Below are 20,352 nucleotides of genomic sequence, written 5' to 3'. Positions count from 1 at the left end.
GGCTCACCCGGCGGTCTCGTCCGCCGGTTCCTCGGCAGCGGTCTCTTCCGGACGGCGGTACATCCGTGTCGCCGTGATCTGGCCGTGCACCGCCTCGCCGGACGGGTCCGGCTGCGGCAGGCCCGGCCGCAGATGCTCCTCGACGCTGATGTACTTCAGTCCGGCCCGCAGGTCGGCATCGTTGCGCAGCCGGATGACCAGCGGGAACTCCGCGAGCGCGGTGGTGTCGAAGAGGCCGGTGGTGTAGAGCAGCTGGACGCCGAGCGCATCGGCGACCGCGCGCTGCAGCTCCAGCAGATAGGTCGCGTTGGCGCGGCCGATGGGGTTGTCCAAGAACAGCGTGCCGGCGTGCCGCTGCTTGTCGCGGCCCCGGTCGTTGCTGCGCAGCGCCGCCATCGTGCAGTACAGCGCGATGGCGGCGGTCAGCAGCTGGCCGCCGGAGAACACATCGCCCATCTGCCCGACCGGTACCCGCTCGGCGCGCAGCACCGCGTCCGGCTTGAGGATCTCCACGGCCACCCCGCGCGGCTGGAGCGCCGCACTGACCCCGCGCAGCAGCAGGGACATCCCGTCCCGCCGCAGATCGCTGTTCTTCTTCACGGCCGCGCGGGTCGCCTCGTCGATGACCTCGCCCAGCCGCTCGGTGAGCGTGGCCTGGTCGGGGTCCTCGAAGCGGATCCGCAGGAACTCCTGCCCGGACCACTCCCCCAGCCCCTCGGGCAGCCGGGACAGCCGCTGGGCGGAGCGCAGCGTCGTCAGCGACGACTCGACCAGCCCGCGGAGCCGGTCGACGATGGAGTCGCGGTTGCGCTCCAGCTGCTCCAGCTCGTCGGTCAGCACCCGCAGCCGGGGGGCGAAGGCGTCCGCCCACTTGACGGCGTGGTCCGGGAGGGCCGAGGCGGGCAGCTCGCGGATCTGCTGGCGGGCGGGGGTACGAACCTGTTCGTACCGGGTGGAGTTGGCGTGCCGGACGAGGATGTCGCTCGCCTCGCGCACCGCGGACTCGGCGGTGGACAGGTCGGCGGCGCAGCCGCGCAGGGAGCGGCGGGACTCGGCGGCGGCCTGCCGGGCCTGCGGCAGCGCGCCGGCGTACGGTTCGATCGGCTCGTCCGCCGCGTCCTCGGCGTCGTTGTTGTCGCGCAGCAGATCGCGCAGCAGCGCGGCGGTCTCGTCGAAGCCGCCGGCTGCGTCCTCGGCTCCGCGGTGGGCGCGCAGCAGCTCCTCGTGCTGCGCCCGGGCGCCCTCCAACGCCTCGGTGGCGGTGGCGAGTTCACCGGCGGCGGTGCGCAGCAGCTCCTTGGCGCGCTCCGCGTCGGCGGGCACCAGCTCGTCCGGCAGCTCGGTGTGCGCCTCGCCGTCGGTGGGGGCGAGACGTTCGGCCTCGCCGCGCAGCCGGCCGAGCTGCTCACTGGCGGCCGAGGCGCGCATCTCCAGCATGTGCACCAGGGATTCGGCGCGGGACGCGGCGGCCTGCCGGGACGGGCCGTCGGCGGCGTCCGGGCTCTCCAGGAGGGCCTCCGCGCGGGTGCGGACCTTGTTGGTGAGGCGGTTGAGCTCGGCAAGGGCGGCGCTCTCGTCGCCCTCGGCGCGGGCCTGTTCGGCGCGCAGATCGGCGCCGACGCCGACCTTCTCGTAGAGCTGGGAGGCGGCGCGGTAGGCCTCGCGCAGCGCCGGCAGCGAGGCGCTCGCCCCTTCGGGGGCCTCCCCCAGGTCGTCCGGGACGCCGGCGATCTCGGCGCGCTCGGCGCGCAGCGCGCGGGCGGTGCGGCGGGCGTCGTCGGCGGCCCGCTGGGCGGCCCTGCGGTCCTCGTCGGCGGCCCGCGCGCGGTCCACGCACTCCTCGGCGCGGGCCTCGAACTCGGCCGCCTCGTCGGCGAGTTCCCGCATCCGGGACTGCCAGGAGGCGCGCTCGCGCAGCCGGTGGGCGAGCCCGGCCAGCAGATCGGCGGCGCGGCGGGCACGCTGGGCGGTCTCCTGCCGCTCGTCGCGTACCCGGGTGGCCTCGGCCGCGGCCTCCTCGGTCGCGTCCCGGGCGGTACGGGCCTCGGCCAGCTCGGCGGCGGCCTCCTCGGCGGCCGCCCGCGTCTCGTCCGCGGCGGTGGCGAGTTCGGCCAGGCGGCCGGCCGGGCAGCCCGTACGCCACGAGCCGAGCCGGGCGGCCAGCGCACGGTCCCCGGCGAGCCGGGCGGCCAGCGCCCGGATCTCCTCGTCGCGCTCTATGGCGCGCGCCCGCAGCGCCTGCCGCTCCTCGTCCGCGGCGGACTCGTCGTGCATCGCCGGGTTCGGCGGTACGAGGAAGACGCCGGATTCCTGCTCGTCAGAGGCGGGCGTGGGCGCGAGCAGGGCGGCCGCGGTACCGACCGCGACGGCCGACCGCGGCAGCAGTGCGGCCTGGGCGAGCACCTCGCGGGCCCGGGCATGGGTCTCCGGGTCCGTGATGATCACGCCATCGACGAGCTCGGGGCGGGCGGCGAGCACCCGGGTGTGGTCGGCGGGGTCGACGGACTGGGCGAGATAGCGCCAGCCGGGCAGCGCGGGCACGCCGTGCTCGCCGAGATACTCCACCGCCGCCAGCACATCGGGCCCCGGCGGCAGCAGACCGCCGTCACCCAGCGCGCCGAGGATGCGGGCATCGTCGGCGGCGGCCGTCCGCAGGTCGAACAGCTGCCGCTCGGCGGCCGCGACGCCCTCCTCCAAGAGCTCGTGCAGCCCGTCGGCGTTACGGTCCAGTTCCTCGGCGGTCAGCGGGCCGGCGACGGGACGGCGCGGGGCGCCCTGGTCCGCCCCGGACGTACCGGGCGCGGCCGTACGGGGCGCGGGCACGCCGACGGACTTCGCCTCGGACTGCGGGAGTCCGAGGAGGTCGGCGAGCCGCTGCTCGGCGCCGATCGACTCGGCCGCCCGGCGCTCGGCGTCGTACGCCCGCCCGGCGGCCTCGGCGGCGTCCTCGGCGCGGGCCGCGGCGAGTTCGGCGGCGGAGTGCCGGGAGGTCGCCTCGCGGGCGCGGTCGGTGGCCTGCCGAGCCGTCTCCCGGGCCGCGTCCCAGGCCTCGACGGCGGTCTTCTCGGCGTCCGAGGCGGCTAGCGCGGCGCGGGCCGGGTCGGCGTCGGGGGCGCTGTCGTCCAGCCAGCCGGCCCGGACGGCCTCGGCGGTCTCCTCGGCGACCTCGGCCAGCCGCTGCTTGAGGTGATCGGCCTCGCTGCGGGCGCGCTGCGCGTGGGTGGCGGCCGAGGTGGCGTCGCGGTGCGCGGACTCGCCGGCCTCCTGGAGAGCGGCGGAGCGCTCCTCCTCCTCGTTGGCGATGTGCTCCCCGGCCTCCGCCGCCGCATGCAGGGCGCGTACGAGGTCGGCGGCGGCGGTGGCGCGGGCGGCGAGTGCCGGGGCGGCGTCCCGCTCGGCCTCGCGGATGGCGGCGGCGACCCGCGCGGAGCGGTCGGCGGCGGCGCGGTGCCGCAGCGCGGTCTCGGCGGCCTGCCAGGCGCTGTGCAGCGTACGGGCGTCGTTGAGCTCGCGGCGCTGGGCGGCGGCGCCCTTCTCCGCGGCGGCCAGCGCCAGCGAGGCGTGCCGGTAGGCGAGTTCGGCGGAGACCAGGGAGCGGCGCTCGCGGATCCGCTCGGCGTCGGTGACGCGGTGTGCCGCGGTGGCGACCTGCTCGGCCAGCTCGGCGGCGCGGCCGCGCTCCTCGGTGCCGCGGGCGTGCAGCCGCTGGGCCAGGGCGCGGGTGCGGCGCTCGGCGCCGGCATGCACCTCGCGGGCGCGTTCCCGCTGCTCGGCGGCGTCCGCGATGCGCGACAGCAGATCGAGCGACCCGGCGGTGAAGTCCCGCTCGGCGGTGAGCTCGGCGCGCCGGCCGAGCTTGTGGGCGAAGCCGTGCACCAGGTCGGCGAGGCCGTCGGTGTCGCGGGTGTCCGTGACGGCGCGCAGCAGCAGGTCGGTGAAGTCCGAGTCGTTCTTGACCGCGAACAGGCCGGCCGCCTCGCCCTCGTCGGCGTTCATCTCCCGCTGGTAGCGGAAGAGTTCCGGGTCCAGGCCGAGCTCGCCGAGGTGTTCGTTCCAGCGCTCGTGGATCTCTTCCCAGACGACGTCCAGATTGGGGTAGTTCTTCCCGGCCTCGGTGAGGACGTCGCGGAAGCCCTTCATCGTGCGGCGGCGGCCCTGGGCGCCGGAGCTGCCCTCACCGTCCCCCTGCCGGGGGCGGATGACGGTGGCCTCGGCGACGGGGAGCGAGTCCAGGCTCATCCCGGGGCCGGGCCGGAAGCTGTACCAGGCCTCGGCGAACTTCCGCGGGTCGTTGGAGACCTGCCGGCCGCGCCATTCGCTGACCTTGCCGACGACCACGCTCTCGCCGGTGAGGACGTGCTGCCATTCCAGGGCGACATGGCCGCAGTCGTCGGCGAGCAGGAATTTGCGCAGCACGCCGGAGCTGGCACCGCCGAGGGTGTTGCGGTGGCCGGGCAGCATCACCGAGAAGATCAGCTTGAGCAGGACGGACTTTCCGCCGCCGTTCTCCAGGAACAGGACGCCCGCGGGGGCCGGGCGGCGCGGCGGGCCGACCGGTTCGTCCTCGAAGAAGTCCGCCTGCGCCGGGGCCGGGTGGGGTACGGGGGCGCCGACTCCGCGCAGGTCCAGCACGGTGTCGGCATAGCGCGCACCGGCGGGCCCGATGGAGTAGAGACGGACCCGGGACAGCTCGTACATGGCGGACTCTCGTTGTCGTGTGGGGAGGGGTGGGGGCGGGGAGGTCGGGCAGGGGCGCCGCCCCGCTCAGCCCGAGTGGAAGGGCAGGCCGGCGTCCGAGACCAGGTCGAGGTCGTCGGTGTCCTCGCCCGGCAGCAGTGCGGCGCTGCCGTCGGCGACGGGGACGATGCCCAGCTCCAGGAGTTCGGCCATGGCGGCGCTGCCGGCCATGTCGCGGACCTGGAGCTGATAGCGGGCGGTGGTGCGGTAGGCGCCGCCGGCATCGTCGCCGGTGCGCTGGAGGAAGCCGGAGTCGACGAGGAAGGTGACCGCCTTGGCGATGATCCCGGTGGTCGAACCGGCCAGCCGTCTGGCGTCCTTGGTGGCACCGGTCGCGCTGCGCCGGGCGTAGATGCGCCAGGCGGATTCCAGGCCGGGGGCGTCGGTGGCCGGGTCGGTGTTCTCGCCCTCCTGCTCGGCCCGCTCCTCCAGCCGGCGGCAGGCCTGCCGGACGAAGGCGTCCACGCCGTTGACCGTGATCCGGCCGATATAGCCGTCGTCGGCGAGGTCCTCGGGGCGCGGGAAGGCCAGCGCGGCGACGGCCAGATGGGCCAGGCCGTGCAGGAAGCGGTCGGCGGAGTCGGCCGAGGCACGGCGGGCGTACTCCCCCATGCGTACGGCGAAGACGGAGTCCTCGGCGGCGGTGACGGCCATCCCGGCGCGGGTGGAGACCTCCAGGACGACCAGGCCGAGACCGGTGGCGACGGCGTCGGCGAGCCGGGCGAAGGCGGGCTCGTCGCGGTAGCGGCGCAGGAGTTCGCCGTATTCGGCGTCGCGGGCCGGCAGCAGCTTGGGCTGGAGGCCGAAGGAGACCAGCCGGGCGGCGTCCGCGGCATCGGCGGGCGTGACGGGCGCGGGCCCAGCCGCGGCGGCCGGACCGGCGTCGGCGGTGGGCGCGCCCCAGCCCGGCTCACCGGCCCCGGACACCGGGTCCGGCTGCGGCGCGTCGTCGTACGGGGTCACGGAACAAGCTCCTTGCGGGGGACGGTCTGGGACATCTCTGGCCGGCGCGACGCCGGGCGGCGGCCCGGCGCTCCGGTCCGGCCGGGCCGGGCGGGTGGTGCCGCCGGTCGGCCCCTCGCCCCGGGCGCGGGCCATCAGGCCACCTCCGAACGGTCCGCGGCCATGCCGGCGGCGTCCAGCAGAGCCGTGCCGACGATGAGGTCGGCGCCGCCGAATTCGGGGTCTATCAGCTCCGTGCCGTCGTCGACGGCGAAGAGCAGCTGCTGCTCGCCCTGGCGGTAGGCCGTGCCGACCGGCGGGCTGGCGGCGTGCACCGCCAGCAGGGCGACGAGGTAGGGGAGTTCGGGATCGCTGCGGCGGGCCTCGGCGAGCAGGCCGGAGAGCCTGCGCGGGGCGTCGGCGGGCAGCGTGAGCAGCGCCATCGCGGCGTCGAGCTGGGCCTCGCTGAAGCGGCTGTCGTCGGGGGTCGTCACCAGGTCGGGCTCGGGCATCTCGGCGCCGAGGTGCTCGCGCTCCACGGGCGGGGTGAGCAGCACCTCGACGAGGTCGCCGACGCGGACGGCGGAGGGCGTGCGCAGGCCCGTGCCGTGGGTGAAGAAGGCGTCGGTGACCCGGATGGCCTGCTCGGCGGGGAGCGGCAGCAGGGGGGCGACGAGCTGGCCGTACAGATCGAGTCCGGAGCGGGCGACGGGGGTGGCGAAGGCCTGCCGGTCCTGCTCGGCGCGGAAGAGCGGGCCGGCCTCCAGCAGCCGGGACTGGAGCTGGGTGTGGCGGCGGATGCAGTCCTTGACGATGTCGACGAGCTCGGCGGCGCGGCGCTTGTGCTCGGGCTCCTCGGTCTCGTCGCGGGCCTTGCGGATGTTGGTGAGGATGGCGTTCTCGTGGCGGTAGCGGTCCGCGACGTGGTCCAGCGCCTCGTTGATCATGTCGGGGACGGTTTCCAGCCAGTCCACGGCGCGGACGTTGCGGCGGGTGGCGTCCAGGGTCCGGCGCAGGGTCTCGGCGTACTGCACGGTGCGGTAGCGGGCCTGTTCGGCGGCGAGCTGGGCATCGGCCAGCCGGCCGCGGTTGATCAGCACCTCCAGCTTGACCTCGGCGGCGATCTGGGCGCTGGTGACGTCCGTGTCGAGCGCGCCGACCAGGACGTTGACCGCTTCGTCGGTGGCCCGCAGATAGACGCTGCCGCCGCTGCCGGGGACCTCCTCGATGAGCTTGAAGTCGTAGTCGCGGCGGACGTATTCGCCGTCGGTGGTGAAGGTGCCGTAGACGGCGCGGAAGCCCCGGTCCACGCTGCCGACGTTGATCAGATTCTCCAGCACCCAGCGGGCCACCCGCTCGTGCTCACCCACGGGGCGGCGGGGGGCCTGGGCGGCGACCCTCGGGAGCACCTTCGCCACTATTTCCTCGTGGTCGGCGCCGGTGTCGAAGTCCATGTTGAGGGTGACCAGATCGATGACGGCGAGCGCCACCTCCGCCATGGCGTAGCCGCCGTATTCGCCCGCGAGGTTGGCCTTGCGCACGTCGAGGTCGTGCAGCGGCGCGGTGCACGCAAGGGCGCGCAGCCGGCGGGCCAGGCCTTCGTCGGCGGCCGGGCCCGGCGCGGGCCGCTGAGGGCCGTTGAGCTGGGGCGCAGCGGCCCCCGGGGCGGGAAAAGTCACGTCGCACAGAGTAGGCGCTCGCACTGACAACGGACGAAACGGCGCGGATCCGTGCATGGGTGGAACCGCTGGTGGATCCGTTGACGGGCCGCCCGCCGGCCGACGCACCAGTTTACGACGCGGCTCGGCGCGGCCGGCTGCCAGGTCAGTGGGTGGTCCCTCCGGCAGCGCGGATATCGGTGCGCGTGCGTGCGGCCGTGACGGCTATCTCGCGCAGGGCCCGGGTGACGGCGGTGACCGGGAGCGACGGCTGGGCGCGGTCGACGACCTGCTCCGGCGCGTAGGGGACGTGCACGAAACCGCCGCGCAGGCCCGGCAGTTCGGTGGCGATGAGATGGGCGAGGCCGTAGAAGACGTGGTTGCAGACGAAGGTGCCGGCGGTGTGCGAGACGGAGGCGGGCAGCCCGGCTGCGCGGACCGCGGCCACGCAGGCCTTGACCGGCAGGGTGGAGAAGTACGCGGCGGGGCCGCCGGGCACGATCGGCTCGTCGATGGGCTCGGCGCCGGCGGCGTCGGGGATGCGGGCGTCGTCGAGGTTGATGGCGAGGCGTTCGACGGTGATGTCGGGACGGCCGCCCGCCTGGCCGGCGCACACCACTATGTCGGGCCGGGTCTCCTCGATCGCGGCGCGCAGCACCGCGATCGAGGCTCCGTAGACGCAGGGCAGCTCGACGGCGGACACCTCGATGCCGGGCGGCGGGTCTGCCGCGACGGCCCGAACCGCCTGCCAGGAGGGGTTGGTGGATTCGCCCTCGAACGGTGCAAATCCGGTCAGCAGTACCCGGGTCATTCGGTCATCCTCGGTGCGGTTCGTCCGGGGGCGGAGGCGGGGCACGGTGGCCGGGGCCACCGTGCGGGAGGGTGCGGCAGCGGGGCGCGCCGGTTCAGAAGGCGAACAGCGCCATGAGCACGATGTTGCAGCCGAGCAGCACACCCGCGGTGGGCAGCTGCGCCTTGATGGGCCCGTACTGGTCCTTCAACTCCAGCAGGGCCGCCGGAACGATGTTGTAGTTGGCGGCCATCGGCGTCACGAGCGTGCCGCAGAATCCGGCGAGCATGCCGATGGCCAGGACGGCGGCGGGGTTGCCGTCGAAGTGGCCGATCAGCACGGGCCAGCCGACGGCCGCGGTCATCACGGGGAAGGCGGCGAAGGCGTTGCCCATGATGAGGGTGAAGGCGAACATGCCCACGCAGTAGACGACGACCGCGATGTAGAGCGAGTCCTTGGGCAGCACGGAGGTGGTGAGCTTGCCGACCTGGTCGCCGACGCCGGAGACCTGGAAGATGGCGCCCAGCGTGGCCAGCATCTGCGGCAGCAGCATGGCCCAGCCCATGGTCTCCAGCATCGAGCGGCCGGACTCCACGGGCACCGAGATCCGCTTCTCACGGAGCATGATCATGCCGACGGCGAGGGCCACGACGGCGCCGATGCCCAGGCCCAGAATGGTCTCGCTGCCCTCCTGGAGGACCGGCTGCCCCCCGAACGAGAGGTGCTTGACGCCGATCGCGCAGGCCATGGCCACCACGGGGATGGTGAGCGCGGGGACGAACAGCTTGTTGCCGAGGCGGGCGGCGCTGGCGGTGCGCTCCTCGGGGGTGGTGGTGCGCGGGGTGCCGCGCCCGGTGAAGCCGAAGCCGGCCAGCGCGGCCATCAGGAGAACGGCGGCGCCCAGCGGCTCGGCCGGCGCCTGCTTGGTGACGACCCAGCTGCTGTAGATGAAGCCGGCGCCGATCAGGCTCCAGAAGGCGCCGGTGCCCAGGCGCTTGGGGTTGCTGCGGTCGGTGACCATCCGGGCGGCCATCACCAGGAAGCTGAGGCCCACCAGCCAGTAGAACCACTCTGCCTTGATCACTTGGCTGCCTCCACTACGGCGTGGTCCGGGACGTTGGCGGTGAGCAGTTCGCGTTCCAGGTGGCGGTCCAGGCGCAGCAGCCGCCAGCCGTGGACCACGAAGGCGCACACCGCGGTGGGGATCGCCCACAGCGCGAGCTGGAGCGGTTCGAGGTGGGTGCCGTAGGTTGTGTTGACGAAGCCGGTGATCAGCAGGATCGAGCCGACGGCAAGGAAGACGTCCTCCCCGAAGAACAGGCCGACGTTGTCCGCGCTGGCGGAGAAGGACCTGACCTTCTCCCGTGTCCGTTCCGGGAGTTCACCGAACCTGCGCTCCGCCGCGCCCTCGGCCATCGGGACGCCCAGCGGACGGACGGTCTGGGCGTGGCCGAAGACGTTGGTGAGCCCGACCGCGGCGCCGATCTGCCGCAGGCCCAGGTAGAGCGCGAGGAAGCGTCCGGTGGTGAGCCGGGCGAAGCGGGCGATGAGGTTGCGGGCCTGTTCCTGGAGGCCGTAGCGCTCCAGGAGGCCGATGACCGGGAGGGTGATCGCGAAGATGGTCACGGCCCGGCTGCCGGCGAAGCCCGTACCGAACGCGGCGAGGACCTTGCCCGGTGACAGTCCGCCAAGGAGGCCGGTGGCAATGCCGGCCACCCCCACCACCAGGAGGGGGTTGCGTTTCGTGGCGAAGCCGATCACGACCACGAGCACGCCGAGGAGCACGATCATGGGTCCGCCTTCCGCGTACGGGGACTCAAGGAGTCCGTGAGGAGAGGGAGAAGATTGCAGCGGAGGCTAGGCGATTGTTCAACGATCCGACAAGGGGTCTGCGGGAACGGATGTCCGGCGGATCTCCGGGACACCCCGCGCGGCGGCGCACACCGCGGGCCTCATCCCTCCGCGATGCGCTCGGCGTAGGCGCCCGACAGCTGACGGCGCGCGTCCTCCAGATAGGCGCGCAGCAGCCGTTCGGCCTCGGGGGCGTCGCCCGACTGCAGGACTTCGACGATCTGGCGGTTGCGGGTCAGGTAAGGCGCGTAGAAGCGCCGGGGATCCGCCATCACGTGGAAGACCAGCCGGAGCTCGGCCAGCACCCCCCGCATCAGCTCATCCGTGCGCGGACTGCCGGCCAGGGCCACGATTCCCTGATGAAAGCGGATGTTTGCGGTGGAAAGGTCCTGCCACTCCCGGGCCTCGGAGGCGGCCTCACCGGCCTGTACGGCGGTCTCGATCGCCGCGATGGCCTCGGTCGCCGCGGCGCCGTAGGGCCCCTCCCCCAGGCTCCGTACCGCCGCACACTCCACGAGGGTGCGCACCCGGTAGATGTCGTCCAGGTCCTCGACCGTCACCACCCGCACGAAGACCCCGCGGTTGAGCTCGTGCACCAGCAGCCGCTCATGGGTCAGCAGCCGGAAGGCCTCCCGCAGGGTGTTGCGCGAGACGCCCAGCGCACCGCCGATGCTCTCCTCCGAGAGCCGGGCGCCGGGCGGGAAGTAGCCCTCGGTGATCCGGTCGCGCAGGATGTCGGCGACCCGCTCGGCCGTACTGGAGCGCCCCAGCTGGGCGCGGTCCTGTTCCAGGCCGGCGACCTCGGTGAGCCGCCCCTGATCGTTCTTCGCCGCGCCGCCGGTCATGCCGCTCCCCGCTCTCGTGCCGTACCGGGGCGGCCTGCGCGGTGCCCCGGCGTCGTATGGGCGGAAGTCAATCCCAGATGGGAGGACGAAACAACGCATCCGCCGCCGGATGCGGCACACCCCTTGTCGGATCGTTCAACGATCCCCTACGTTGTCCCCGACGACGGTCGGCTCGCGTGCCCTCGGGGGAGAACCACTGCGGATACGGGCCGGCCGGGACGAACCGCGCGCCCCCACCCGCCGACGGGCCGCCCGCGCCCGTATCCCACCCGGCACCGAGCACCCCCGGAACGGACAGACATGAGCGACCCAGCGGCTCCTTGCGTCATCGATCTCAACGCCGACCTCGGGGAAGGCTTCGGCCGCTGGCAGCTCACCGATGACGAGGCCCTGCTCGCCGTCGTCACCAGCGCCAATGTCGCCTGTGGCTTCCACGCCGGCGATCCGTCCACGATGCGCCGGGTGTGCGAACTGGCCGCCGCGCACGGCGTCGTGATCGGCGCCCAGGTCTCCTACCGCGATCTGGCCGGCTTCGGCCGCCGCGCGATGGACGTCCCGCCGGACGAACTCGCCGACGAGATCACCTACCAGATCGGCGCACTGGAGGTCTTCGCCCGCGCCGCCGGCGCCCGCGTCGGCTACGTCAAGCCGCACGGCGCGCTCTACAACCGCTGTGTCCACGACGAGGAGCAGGCGCACGCCGTCATCGCCGGCATCCGCGCCGCGGGCGGCGCCCTGCCGGTTCTCGGGCTGCCCGGCTCCCGGCTGCACGAGGCCGCCCGCGAGGCTCAACTCCCCGTCGTCGGCGAGGCGTTCGCCGACCGCGCCTACACCGCCGAGGGCACCCTGGTGCCCCGCCGCGAGCCGGACGCGGTGATCCACGACCCGGACGAGGTCGTCAAGCGCGCCCTCGGCATGGCCCGCGACCACGCCGTCACCTCCCGCGAAGGCACCCGCGTCGCCCTGACGGCCCGCTCCCTGTGCCTGCACGGCGACACCCCCGGCGCCGCCGGCCTCGCCCGGCGGGTCCGCTCCGAACTGACCGCGTCCGGCGTCCACATCCGGAGCTTCGTATGAAACCGCTGCCCGTCGGGGAGCACGGGCTGCTGATCGAGCTGGACAGCGCCGAGGAGGTCGAGGCCCTGCACGCCGAACTGCTGCGGCGGGCCGCCGACGGTGCGCTGCCGCCGCTGCGCGAGATCGTGCCGGCCGCCCGTACGGTCTTCCTCGACGGCCTCGCCGACCCCCGCGGGCTGCTCGCCGAACTGGCCGCCTGGGACATTCCGCCGCTGACCGCGGGCGACCGCCCGACCGTGCAGATCCCGGTCCGCTACGACGGCCCCGACCTCGCCGATGTCGCCGCCCTGTGGGACGTCACCCCCGAGGAGGTCGTACGGCTGCACTCCGCCACGGAGTTCCACGTCGCCTTCTGCGGCTTCGCGCCCGGCTTCGGCTATCTGACCGGGCTCCCGGAGCCGCTGCACGTGCCGCGCCGTGACACCCCCCGCACCAAGGTCCCGGTCGGCTCGGTCGCCCTCGCCGGCCCGTACACCGGGGTCTATCCCCGCTCCTCCCCCGGCGGCTGGCAGCTGATCGGCACCACCGACACCATCCTGTGGGACCCGCGCCGGGAGCCGGCGGCGCTGCTCGTCCCCGGCACCCGCGTCCGCTTCGTCCCGCAGGAGACCGCCTGATGACCGACCGCGCCTTCTCGGTCGTCCGGGCCGGAGCGCTCACCACCGTCCAGGACCTCGGCAGGCCCGGCCATGCCCACCTCGGGGTGCCGCGCGCCGGCGCCCTGGACGCCCCCGCACACCGCCTCGCCAACCGCCTGGCCGGCAACCCCGACTCCGCCGCCACCCTGGAGACCACGCTCACCGGCTGTGCACTGCGGGTCCGTACAGCCACCACCGTGGCCGTCACCGGCGCCCCCTGCCCGGTTACCGTCGACGGCCGCCCCGCCCCCTGGGGTGCCCCGGTACGCGTCCCGGCGGGCGCCGTCCTGGACGCGGGTCCGGCCACCCACGGGCTGCGCTCCTACCTCGCCTTCGCCGGCGGCATCGCCACCGAGCCGGTCCTCGGCAGCCGCGCCGCCGACCTGCTCTCCGGTCTGGGCCCCGACCCGCTCACCGAGGGCGCGGTCCTCCCCCTGGGCGACCCGCACGGCCCGCCCGCCACCGCGGACGCCGTCCCGCACCCGGGCCCGGTGGCCGAGCTGCTGCTGCCGTTCCTGCCCGGCCCGCGCGACGACTGGTTCACCGACGCCGGCCTGCGCACGCTGGTCACCGGCCGTTTCCGGGTCTCCCCGGCCGGCAACCGCATCGGGCTGCACACCGAGGGCCCGCCCCTGGAGCGCGCCCGGGCCGGTGAACTCCCCAGCGAGGGCATGGCGCTGGGCGCCCTCCAGGTCCCGCCGAACGGCCTGCCGGTCCTCTTCCTCCACGATCACCCGACCACCGGCGGCTACCCGGTCATCGGCGTGGTCCCCGAGCGCTTCCTGGCCCCCGCGGCGCAGGCAGCACCCGGGACGCCGGTCCGGTTCCTCCGGATGCGGTAGGGGTACCGTCCCGGCGCGCTGAGGCCCCGGCCGGCCGCCGGTCAGCCCTCCTCCGGCGTCCCGTATCCCCCGCCGCCCGGTGTACGCATCACCAGTACGTCGTCCACGCCGACGTCCGCCGCGTCACAGCCCGCGAGGTCCTCGCGCGAACCGTCCGCCCGCTCAAGGGAGTTGACGCCCAGCGCTCCCGGGGAGCCGCCCGCCATGCCGTACGGCGCTACCCGGCGGTGGTTGGTCAGCAGGGCGACGGTCATCGGCTCCAGGAAGCGCAGCCGGCGCTCGACTCCGCAGCCGCCGTGCCAGCGGCCCCTGCCGCCGCTGCCGGCGCGGAGGCTGAAGGCGTCGACCCGGACGGGGTAACGCCATTCCAGCACTTCGGGGTCGGTCAGCCGGGAGTTGGTCATATGGGTCTGGACGGCGTCCGCGCCGTGGAAGCCGTCGCCCGCGCCCGAGCCGCTGGCGACGGTCTCGTAGTACTGCACCCGGTCGTTGCCGAACGTGAGGTTGTTCATGGTGCCCGAGCCCTCGGCCTGGATGCCGAGGGCGGCGTAGAGGGCGCCGGTGACCGCCTGGGAGGTCTCCACGTTTCCCGCGACGGTGGCCGCCGGGAAGACGGGGGCGAGCATCGAGCCCTCCGGAATGCGGACCCGTACGGGCTTGAGGCAGCCGCTGTTGAGCGGGATGTCGTCGGCGACCAGGGTGCGGAAGACGTACAGGACGGCCGCCATCACCACCGAGGTGGGCGCGTTGGCGTTGCCGGGCAGCTGGGGTGAGGTGCCGGCGAAGTCGAGTACGGCGCTGCGGGCGGCGCGGTCGACGGTCAGCGCGACATGGATCTCGGCCCCGCTGTCGGTTTCGTAGCGGCAGCTGCCGTCCGACAGCTGCGCGATGATCCGCCGCACCGATTCCTCGGCGTTGTCCTGGACGTGCCCCATATAGGCCTGGACGACGTCCAGGCCGAACTGCCCGGTCATCCGGCGCAGTTCCTCGATGCCCTTCTCGTTGGCGGCGATCTGGGCGCGCAGATCGGCGAGGTTGGCGTCCGGAGCGCGGGAGGGATACGGGCCGGCGGTGAGCAGGTCGCGGGTGGCGCGTTCGCGCAATGCGCCGTCGCGGACCAGCAGCCAGTTGTCGAAGAGGACGCCCTCCTCCTCGATGGTGCTGCTGAAGGCGGGCATCGAGCCGGGGGTGATGCCGCCGATCTCGGCGTGATGGCCGCGGGAGGCCACCAGGAAGAGCAGGTCGGGAGGGGTGCCGGCCGGACCGTCCGGCGCGTCCTCGGCGAACACCGGGGTGACGACGGTGACGTCCGGGAGGTGGGTGCCCCCGTGGTACGGGTCGTTGACCGCATACACGTCGCCCGGCCGCATCTCCCCGCGGCGGCGTCGCAGCACCTCCTTGATGGACTCCCCCATCGAGCCCAGATGCACCGGAATGTGCGGGGCATTGGCGATCAGATTGCCGTCGGCGTCGAAGAGGGCGCAGGAGAAGTCGAGCCGCTCCTTGATGTTGACGGAGTGTGCGGTGTTCTCCAGGCGGACGCCCATCTGCTCGGCGATGGCCATGAAGAGGCTGTTGAAGACCTCCAGCATCACCGGGTCGGCTTCGGTGCCGGCCGCGACCCGGTCGGTACGCGGCCGGGTCCGGGTCAGCAGGAGGTGGCCGGCCTCGCCCGTCTCGGCCTGCCAGTCGGGGTCGAGGACCGTGGTCGCGTCCTGCTCAGCGATGATCGCCGGGCCGGTGAGGACATCGCCCGGGCGCAGGTCGGTGCGCCGGTAGAGGCCGGTGTCCTGCCACCGTCCGGCCGTGTACATCCGGACCGTCGCGGCGGGCCGCAACTCCCCCTCCCGGCCACCGGATCCGGCCTCGTACCCGCGTGCGCCACCGGCCGTGCCGCGCGCCTCGACCGAGACCGCCTCGGCCACCAGCGGCTTGTCCATGGTGAAGGCGTAGCGCGCGCGGTGCGCCCGGACGAAGTCGGCGGTCATCGTGTCGGCGTCGGCCAGCGGGACGCCGATGGTGGAGTCGGTCCCCGCATAGCGGATCAGCACCCGGGCCCGCGTGGTGACCGACTCGTCCGGGACCCCGTCGTCGAGGAGTTCGCGCCGGGTCTGTCCGGCGAGCGCGTCGCAGACCTCGCGCACCCGGCCCAGCGCGTCGGGGTCGGTGAGCTCCGCCTCGACGGCCTGTTCGCGCATCGCGGTGGCGTCGGCGACACCGATGCCGTACGCGGAGAGCACCCCGGCCAGCGGGGGGACGAGCACCGTGCCGATGCCCAGCGCGTCGGCGACCGCGCAGGCGTGCTGGCCGCCGGCGCCGCCGAAGCTGGTGAGGGCGTAGCGGGTGATGTCGCGGCCGCGCTGGACGGAGATCTTCTTGACGGCGTTGGCCATATTGAGCACGGCGATGTCGAGGTAGCCGGCCGCGACCTCTTCAGGGCCGCGGTCGTCCCCGGTCTCGGCGGCGGCCCGCGCGGCGAGCTCGGCGAAGCGGGCGCGGACCACCTCGGCGTCCAGCGGCTGGTCGCCGTCCGGTCCGAAGACCGCGGGGAAGTGGGCGGGCTGGATGCGGCCGAGCATCACCTGGGCGTCGGTGACGGTGAGCGGTCCGCCACGGCGGTAGCAGGCCGGCCCCGGGTCCGCGCCGGCCGAGTCGGGGCCGACCCGGTAGCGGCGGCCGTCGAAGTGGAGGACGGAGCCGCCGCCGGCCGCGACGGTGTGGATGTTCATCATCGGGGCGCGCATCCGCACGCCCGCGACCTCGTTGCCGAAGACCCGCTCGAACTCGCCCGCGTAGTGCGACACATCGGTGGAGGTGCCGCCCATGTCGAAGCCGATCACCCGGTCGTGGCCGCCGGCCTCGGCGGCGCTGCGGGCCATGCCGACGACACCGCCGGCGGGGCCGGAGAGCACCGCGTCCTTGCCGCGGAAGTGCTCGGCTTGCCGCAGCCCGCCGTTGGACTGCAGGAACATCAGCCGGATACCGGGGAGTTCGGCGGCGATCTCGTCGACGTACCGGCCCAGGATCGGGGAGAGGTAGGCGTCGACGACGGTGGTGTCCCCGCGGGGCACCAGCTTCATCAGCGGACTGACCTCGTGCGAGCAGCTGACCTGCGCAAAGCCTGCGCGCCTGGCCAGCTCGGCGACGGCCTGCTCGTGGTCGGTGTGGCGGTAGCCGTGCAGCAGCACGACGGCGGCGCTGCGCAGGCCGTCCGCACGGGCCCGGATCAGCGCCCGCCGGACGGGGTCGGCGTCCAGCGGCCGGACCAGCTCGCCGTGCGCGCCGATCCGCTCCGGTACCTCGATCACCCGGTCGTAGAGCGCCTCGGGCAGCACGATGTGCCGGTCGAAGATCCGCGGCCGGTTCTGGTAGGCGATCCGCAGGGCGTCCCGGAAGCCTCCGGTGGTCAGCAGGACGGTCGGCTCACCCTTGCGCTCCAGCAGGGCGTTGGTGGCGACGGTGGTGCCCATCTTGACGACGGAGACCCGCTCGGCGGGCACCGGTTCGTCCGGGCCGAGCCCCAGCATCATCCGGATGCCGGCCACCGCGGCGTCCCGATAGCGCTCCGGGTGGTGCGAGAGCAGCTTGCCGGTGACCAGCCGCCCGTCCGGCCGCCTGCCGACGACGTCCGTGAAGGTGCCGCCGCGGTCGATCCAGAACTCCCAGCGCCCGGTCATCCTGCCATTGTCGCAGCGCCCTTCACCGTCCCGGCGGTTTTCCCCAGCGCGCCGCCGCCCGGCTCGGTCAGGGCGGCCAGCGCGGTACGGGTGGCGCGCTCGGCCGCGGCGTCCAGCAGCCGGCCGGAGCCGGCCACCCCGTGCCGGCACTCCTGGAGGGCCAGGGCGAGCAGGCCGGGCAGCAGGTCCGTGCACCGGTCGGCGACCCAGCGGGTGCCCCGGGTCGCCATCCACACGGCCGATCCGGCGCGGGTCGGCGGCGGGCCGTCGAGGGTGAGCTCGGGCGGCGGCCCGACGGGCAGGCCGGCGGCGGCGAGCGCCGCATGGAAGCCGCGGGCCAGCAGCCGGTGGCCGCGCTCGCTGGGGTGCAGCCGGTCCACGCTCCACGAGGCGCGCTCGGCGACCCAGCGGTGGTCGGCGAGGTGCAGATGCACGCCCTGGTAGCGGGCGGACACCGCATGGACCACGGTGTTGACCGCATGCATCCGGCGGGCGAGCGGACGTGCCAGCGGCCCGGGCAGCCCCAGCATCCGGCCGGGGTCGGGCAGACAGGCCGTCAGCACCACGGCTCCGTCGGCGCTCAGCGCGCCATGGGCCCGGTCCAGCGCGGCCGTCACCCGCTCGATGGCGAAGGCGGCGCGCAGGGTGTCGTTCGCCCCGACGATCAGCGAGGCGAACCGCGGACGCAGCTCGCGTGCCAGGGGCAGCTGCCGCTCGGCCACGTCCGCCGTCTGTGCGCCGCTGCACGCCAGGTTCACCAGCTCCACATCGCCCGGCCGCTCCCCCAGCGCCCCGGCGAGCAGGGCGGCCCAGCCGCGCCAGCCGCCGTCCGCCACGGGGTCGCCGAGCCCTTCGGTCAGCGAGTCACCGAGCGCGACGAAACGGGCCGGGGCCGGGGAACGGTCGCCGGCCGCCCTCCCCTCCCTCCTCACCGTCGCCACCCGCCCCTCGGACCGGCCGGGTACGGCGCGGCCGCGGCGGCGAGCGGACGGGCCAGCGGTGCGGGCGCGTCGTGCGCCGCGAGGAAGGCGTCGACGGCGGGCTGCCAGCCGTAGCCCTCGGCCCGGCGGCGGGCGGCCGCGCGCCGGGCGGGCTCGGGCCGGGCCAGCACCCGTTGGACGGCATCGGCGTACGAGGGCCCGTCGTCGAGGGCCGTGTCGCCGCCGCTGCCGACGAGACCGGCCAGCGCCGAGGCCGCGCTGGCGACCACCGGCGTGCCGCAGGCGAGCGCCTCCAGGGCGGCCAGCCCGAACGTCTCGGCCGGCCCGGGCGCCAGCGCGACATCGGCGGCGGCCTGCAGCGCGGCGAGCCGGGGCCGGTCGGCGAGGTGCCCGAGGAACGCCGCGGGCAGCCGCTCGTCCCGTGCCCGGGCCTCCAGACGGGTGCGCAGCGGCCCGTCACCGACCACCACCAGGGCCGCGTCGACCCCGCGCCGGCGGAGCTGGGCCAGGGCGTCCAGGGCCCGTCCCGGCCGCTTCTCCTGCGACAGCCGGGAGCAGAGCAGCAGCAGGACCTCCGCCCGGCCCGCGCTGCGCCGGCGCAGCGCGGCGCTGCGGCAGTCCGGGTGCCAGGCGTCGAGATCGACACCGAGCGGTGCGCGCACCACGTTCCGCGCGCCGACCCGGGTGAACTCCGCCGCCGCCCACTCGGTGGTGCACACGACCCGGCTGTAGGCGTGCGCCGTACGGGTGTTGAGCCGGTCCGCGGCGGCGCGGGCGAGCGGCTGCGGGACGCCCCAGGTGCGCAGCACCCCGTCCACGCTCTCGTGCGAGACCATCACCGCGGGCACCCGGGCCCGGCGCGCCCACTCCCCCGTCCAGCGCAGCGTCGTACGGTCGGAGACCTCCAGCCGGTCGGGGGCCAGCGCGTGCAGCAGCCGCTGCAGCCGGGGACGGTCGGTGAGCATGCGGTAGCCACCGCTGCCCGGCAGTTCCGGCCCCGGCAGGGTGATCACCCGCCCCTGCGCGGTGTCCTCGTCGTGGATCCGGGCCGTCGTGCCCGCCCCGTCCGGCCGCGGCGGTCCGGGCACGATGAGCACCGGCTCGTGGCCGGCGGCCCGGTAACCCGCGCCGAGTTCGCGCAGTGCCGTGCGCAGCCCGCCGGAGGCCGGGGTGACGAAATTGGCGATCCGGACGATGCGCAGGCCGGAGTCGTGCCGCCCGGTCATGCCGCCACCGCCGTCCGGTCGCTGAGCACGGCCTCGTAGTGGGCCAGCAACTGGTCGCCCACCGCCTCCCAGGTGCGCTCCGCGACGGCGCTGCGGGCCGCGGCACCGTACCGGGCGCGCAGCTCGGCGCTGCCCCCCAGGAAGCGCACCGCGTCCCGGAAGGCGGCGCCATCGCCCGGTGTCACCAGCAGCCCCGTACGGCCGTGGTCCACCAGATCGAGCGGGCCGCCCGCCCGCGGCGCCACCACCGGCACACCCGAGGCCATCGCCTCCTGCACGGTCTGGCAGAAGGTCTCATACGGCCCGGTGTGCACGAAGACGTCCAACGAGGCGTAGAGACGGGCAAGTTCGTCGCCGGTACGGCGGCCCATGAAGCGGACCTCCGGCAGCGCGGCCCGCAGCCCGGCGGCGCTGGGGCCGTCGCCGATGACGACGGTACGGACGCCGGGCAGCCGAGAGGTCTCGGCCAGCAGCCGGACGTCCTTCTCCGGCGCCAGCCGCCCCACATACCCCACCAGCAACTCCCGCCCCGCGGCCAGCGAGCTGCGCAGCACCGCATCGCGCCGCCCGGGGTGGAACCGTTCGGAGTCGACACCGCGCGGCCACAGATGCACCCGCGGCACACCGTGCTCGGTCAGGTCCAGCAGGGCGGCGCTGGACGGCGCCAGGGTGCGGTCGGCGGCGGCATGCACCGCCTTGATCCGCCGCCAGGCCGTGGCCGCACCCCCGCCGAGGTAGGTACGGGCATAACGGCCCAGGTCGGTCTGGTAGACGGCGATCGCGGGCACCCGCTGCCGGGTGGCAGCGGCCATCGCGCGGGCGCCGAGGACGAAAGGACTGGCGAGGTGCACCACGTCGGGGCGGTGCCCGGCGAGCGCGGCGGACAGCCGCCGCCCGGGGAGCGCGATCCGCACCTGCGGATAACCGGGCAGCGGCACCGAGGGCACGCGGACCACGGGGCAGGGGCTCTCCTGGGTACCGGAGGTCGGCGCGGCGCCGCCGAGCGGTGCGATGACGAGCGGATCATGACCGCGCCGGACGAGGTGCCGGGCGGTTTCCAGGGCGCAGTGGGCTACGCCGTTGACATCGGGCGGGAAGGATTCGGTGACGAGGGCGACACGCATACGG

Annotated in this window: 14 protein-coding genes; 3 read left to right on the top strand and 11 right to left on the bottom strand. The window is 74.7% G+C overall.

Annotation, left to right across the window (positions count from 1 at the left end; genetic code table 11):
• Positions 1–3 precede the first annotated feature (3 nt).
• The 7 genes from CPH93_RS31005 to CPH93_RS30975 all read right to left on the bottom strand — a co-directional run bounded on the left by CPH93_RS31005 (position 4) and on the right by CPH93_RS30975 (position 10,823).
• Positions 4–4,698, bottom strand: coding sequence for a hypothetical protein (locus tag CPH93_RS31005; protein ID WP_096214734.1), 4,695 nt, complete (start codon positions 4,696–4,698; stop codon positions 4–6).
• Between the two features lie 66 nt (positions 4,699–4,764).
• Positions 4,765–5,700: a hypothetical protein gene (locus CPH93_RS31000; RefSeq protein ID WP_173909914.1), complete on the bottom strand. Its 936-nt coding sequence runs from the start codon at positions 5,698–5,700 to the stop codon at positions 4,765–4,767.
• Between the two features lie 134 nt (positions 5,701–5,834).
• Positions 5,835–7,358, bottom strand: a complete 1,524-nt coding sequence (locus tag CPH93_RS30995; RefSeq protein ID WP_173909913.1) for a hypothetical protein — start codon at positions 7,356–7,358, stop codon at positions 5,835–5,837.
• Positions 7,359–7,503: 145 nt separating this feature from the next.
• Positions 7,504–8,148 (bottom strand): pyroglutamyl-peptidase I, encoded by a 645-nt coding sequence (pcp, locus tag CPH93_RS30990; protein ID WP_096214733.1) that lies wholly within the window; start codon positions 8,146–8,148, stop codon positions 7,504–7,506.
• 94 nt (positions 8,149–8,242) lie between these two features.
• Complete coding sequence (locus CPH93_RS30985) at positions 8,243–9,211, bottom strand: DUF979 domain-containing protein (protein ID WP_096214732.1); 969 nt, start codon at positions 9,209–9,211, stop codon at positions 8,243–8,245.
• Positions 9,208–9,918: a DUF969 domain-containing protein gene (locus CPH93_RS30980; RefSeq protein WP_093481959.1), complete on the bottom strand. Its 711-nt coding sequence runs from the start codon at positions 9,916–9,918 to the stop codon at positions 9,208–9,210. The genes CPH93_RS30985 and CPH93_RS30980 overlap by 4 nt, the downstream gene beginning before the upstream one ends.
• A gap of 161 nt (positions 9,919–10,079) precedes the next feature.
• Complete coding sequence (locus CPH93_RS30975) at positions 10,080–10,823, bottom strand: GntR family transcriptional regulator (protein ID WP_093481960.1); 744 nt, start codon at positions 10,821–10,823, stop codon at positions 10,080–10,082.
• A gap of 300 nt (positions 10,824–11,123) precedes the next feature.
• On the opposite strand from CPH93_RS30975, the gene CPH93_RS30970 reads away from it, so the two are divergent.
• The 3 genes from CPH93_RS30970 to CPH93_RS30960 are packed head-to-tail and all read left to right on the top strand — an operon-like array spanning position 11,124 to position 13,380.
• Complete coding sequence (locus CPH93_RS30970) at positions 11,124–11,900, top strand: LamB/YcsF family protein (protein WP_096214731.1); 777 nt, start codon at positions 11,124–11,126, stop codon at positions 11,898–11,900.
• Positions 11,897–12,517: a 5-oxoprolinase subunit PxpB gene (pxpB, locus tag CPH93_RS30965; RefSeq protein WP_096214730.1), complete on the top strand. Its 621-nt coding sequence runs from the start codon at positions 11,897–11,899 to the stop codon at positions 12,515–12,517. The genes CPH93_RS30970 and pxpB overlap by 4 nt, the downstream gene beginning before the upstream one ends.
• A complete protein-coding gene (locus tag CPH93_RS30960; RefSeq protein ID WP_096214729.1) occupies positions 12,517–13,380 on the top strand; it encodes a biotin-dependent carboxyltransferase family protein in 864 nt (287 codons plus the stop codon). The genes pxpB and CPH93_RS30960 overlap by 1 nt, the downstream gene beginning before the upstream one ends.
• Positions 13,381–13,421: 41 nt before the next feature.
• Here CPH93_RS30960 and CPH93_RS30955 read toward each other — a convergent pair whose 3' ends face one another.
• The 4 genes from CPH93_RS30955 to CPH93_RS30940 are packed head-to-tail and all read right to left on the bottom strand — an operon-like array spanning position 13,422 to position 20,348.
• A complete protein-coding gene (locus tag CPH93_RS30955) occupies positions 13,422–17,057 on the bottom strand; it encodes a hydantoinase B/oxoprolinase family protein (protein ID WP_096214728.1) in 3,636 nt (1,211 codons plus the stop codon).
• Entirely contained in the window at positions 17,054–17,989 is a 936-nt protein-coding gene (locus CPH93_RS30950; RefSeq protein WP_096215660.1) for an SGNH/GDSL hydrolase family protein, read from the bottom strand. Before CPH93_RS30950 ends, CPH93_RS30955 begins: the two co-directional genes overlap by 4 nt.
• Entirely contained in the window at positions 17,986–19,224 is a 1,239-nt protein-coding gene (locus tag CPH93_RS30945) for a glycosyltransferase (protein WP_096214727.1), read from the bottom strand. Before CPH93_RS30945 ends, CPH93_RS30950 begins: the two co-directional genes overlap by 4 nt.
• On the bottom strand, positions 19,221–20,348 hold the full coding sequence (locus CPH93_RS30940; RefSeq protein ID WP_093481966.1) for a glycosyltransferase family 4 protein: 1,128 nt from the start codon (positions 20,346–20,348) through the stop codon (positions 19,221–19,223). Before CPH93_RS30940 ends, CPH93_RS30945 begins: the two co-directional genes overlap by 4 nt.
• Positions 20,349–20,352 lie beyond the last annotated feature (4 nt).

This window comes from Streptomyces sp. 2323.1 (assembly GCF_900221035.1).
GTDB lineage: Bacteria > Actinomycetota > Actinomycetes > Streptomycetales > Streptomycetaceae > Streptomyces > Streptomyces sioyaensis.
Note: the sequence above shows the minus strand (reverse complement) of the source record. Positions and strands in the feature narration are given on the sequence as shown.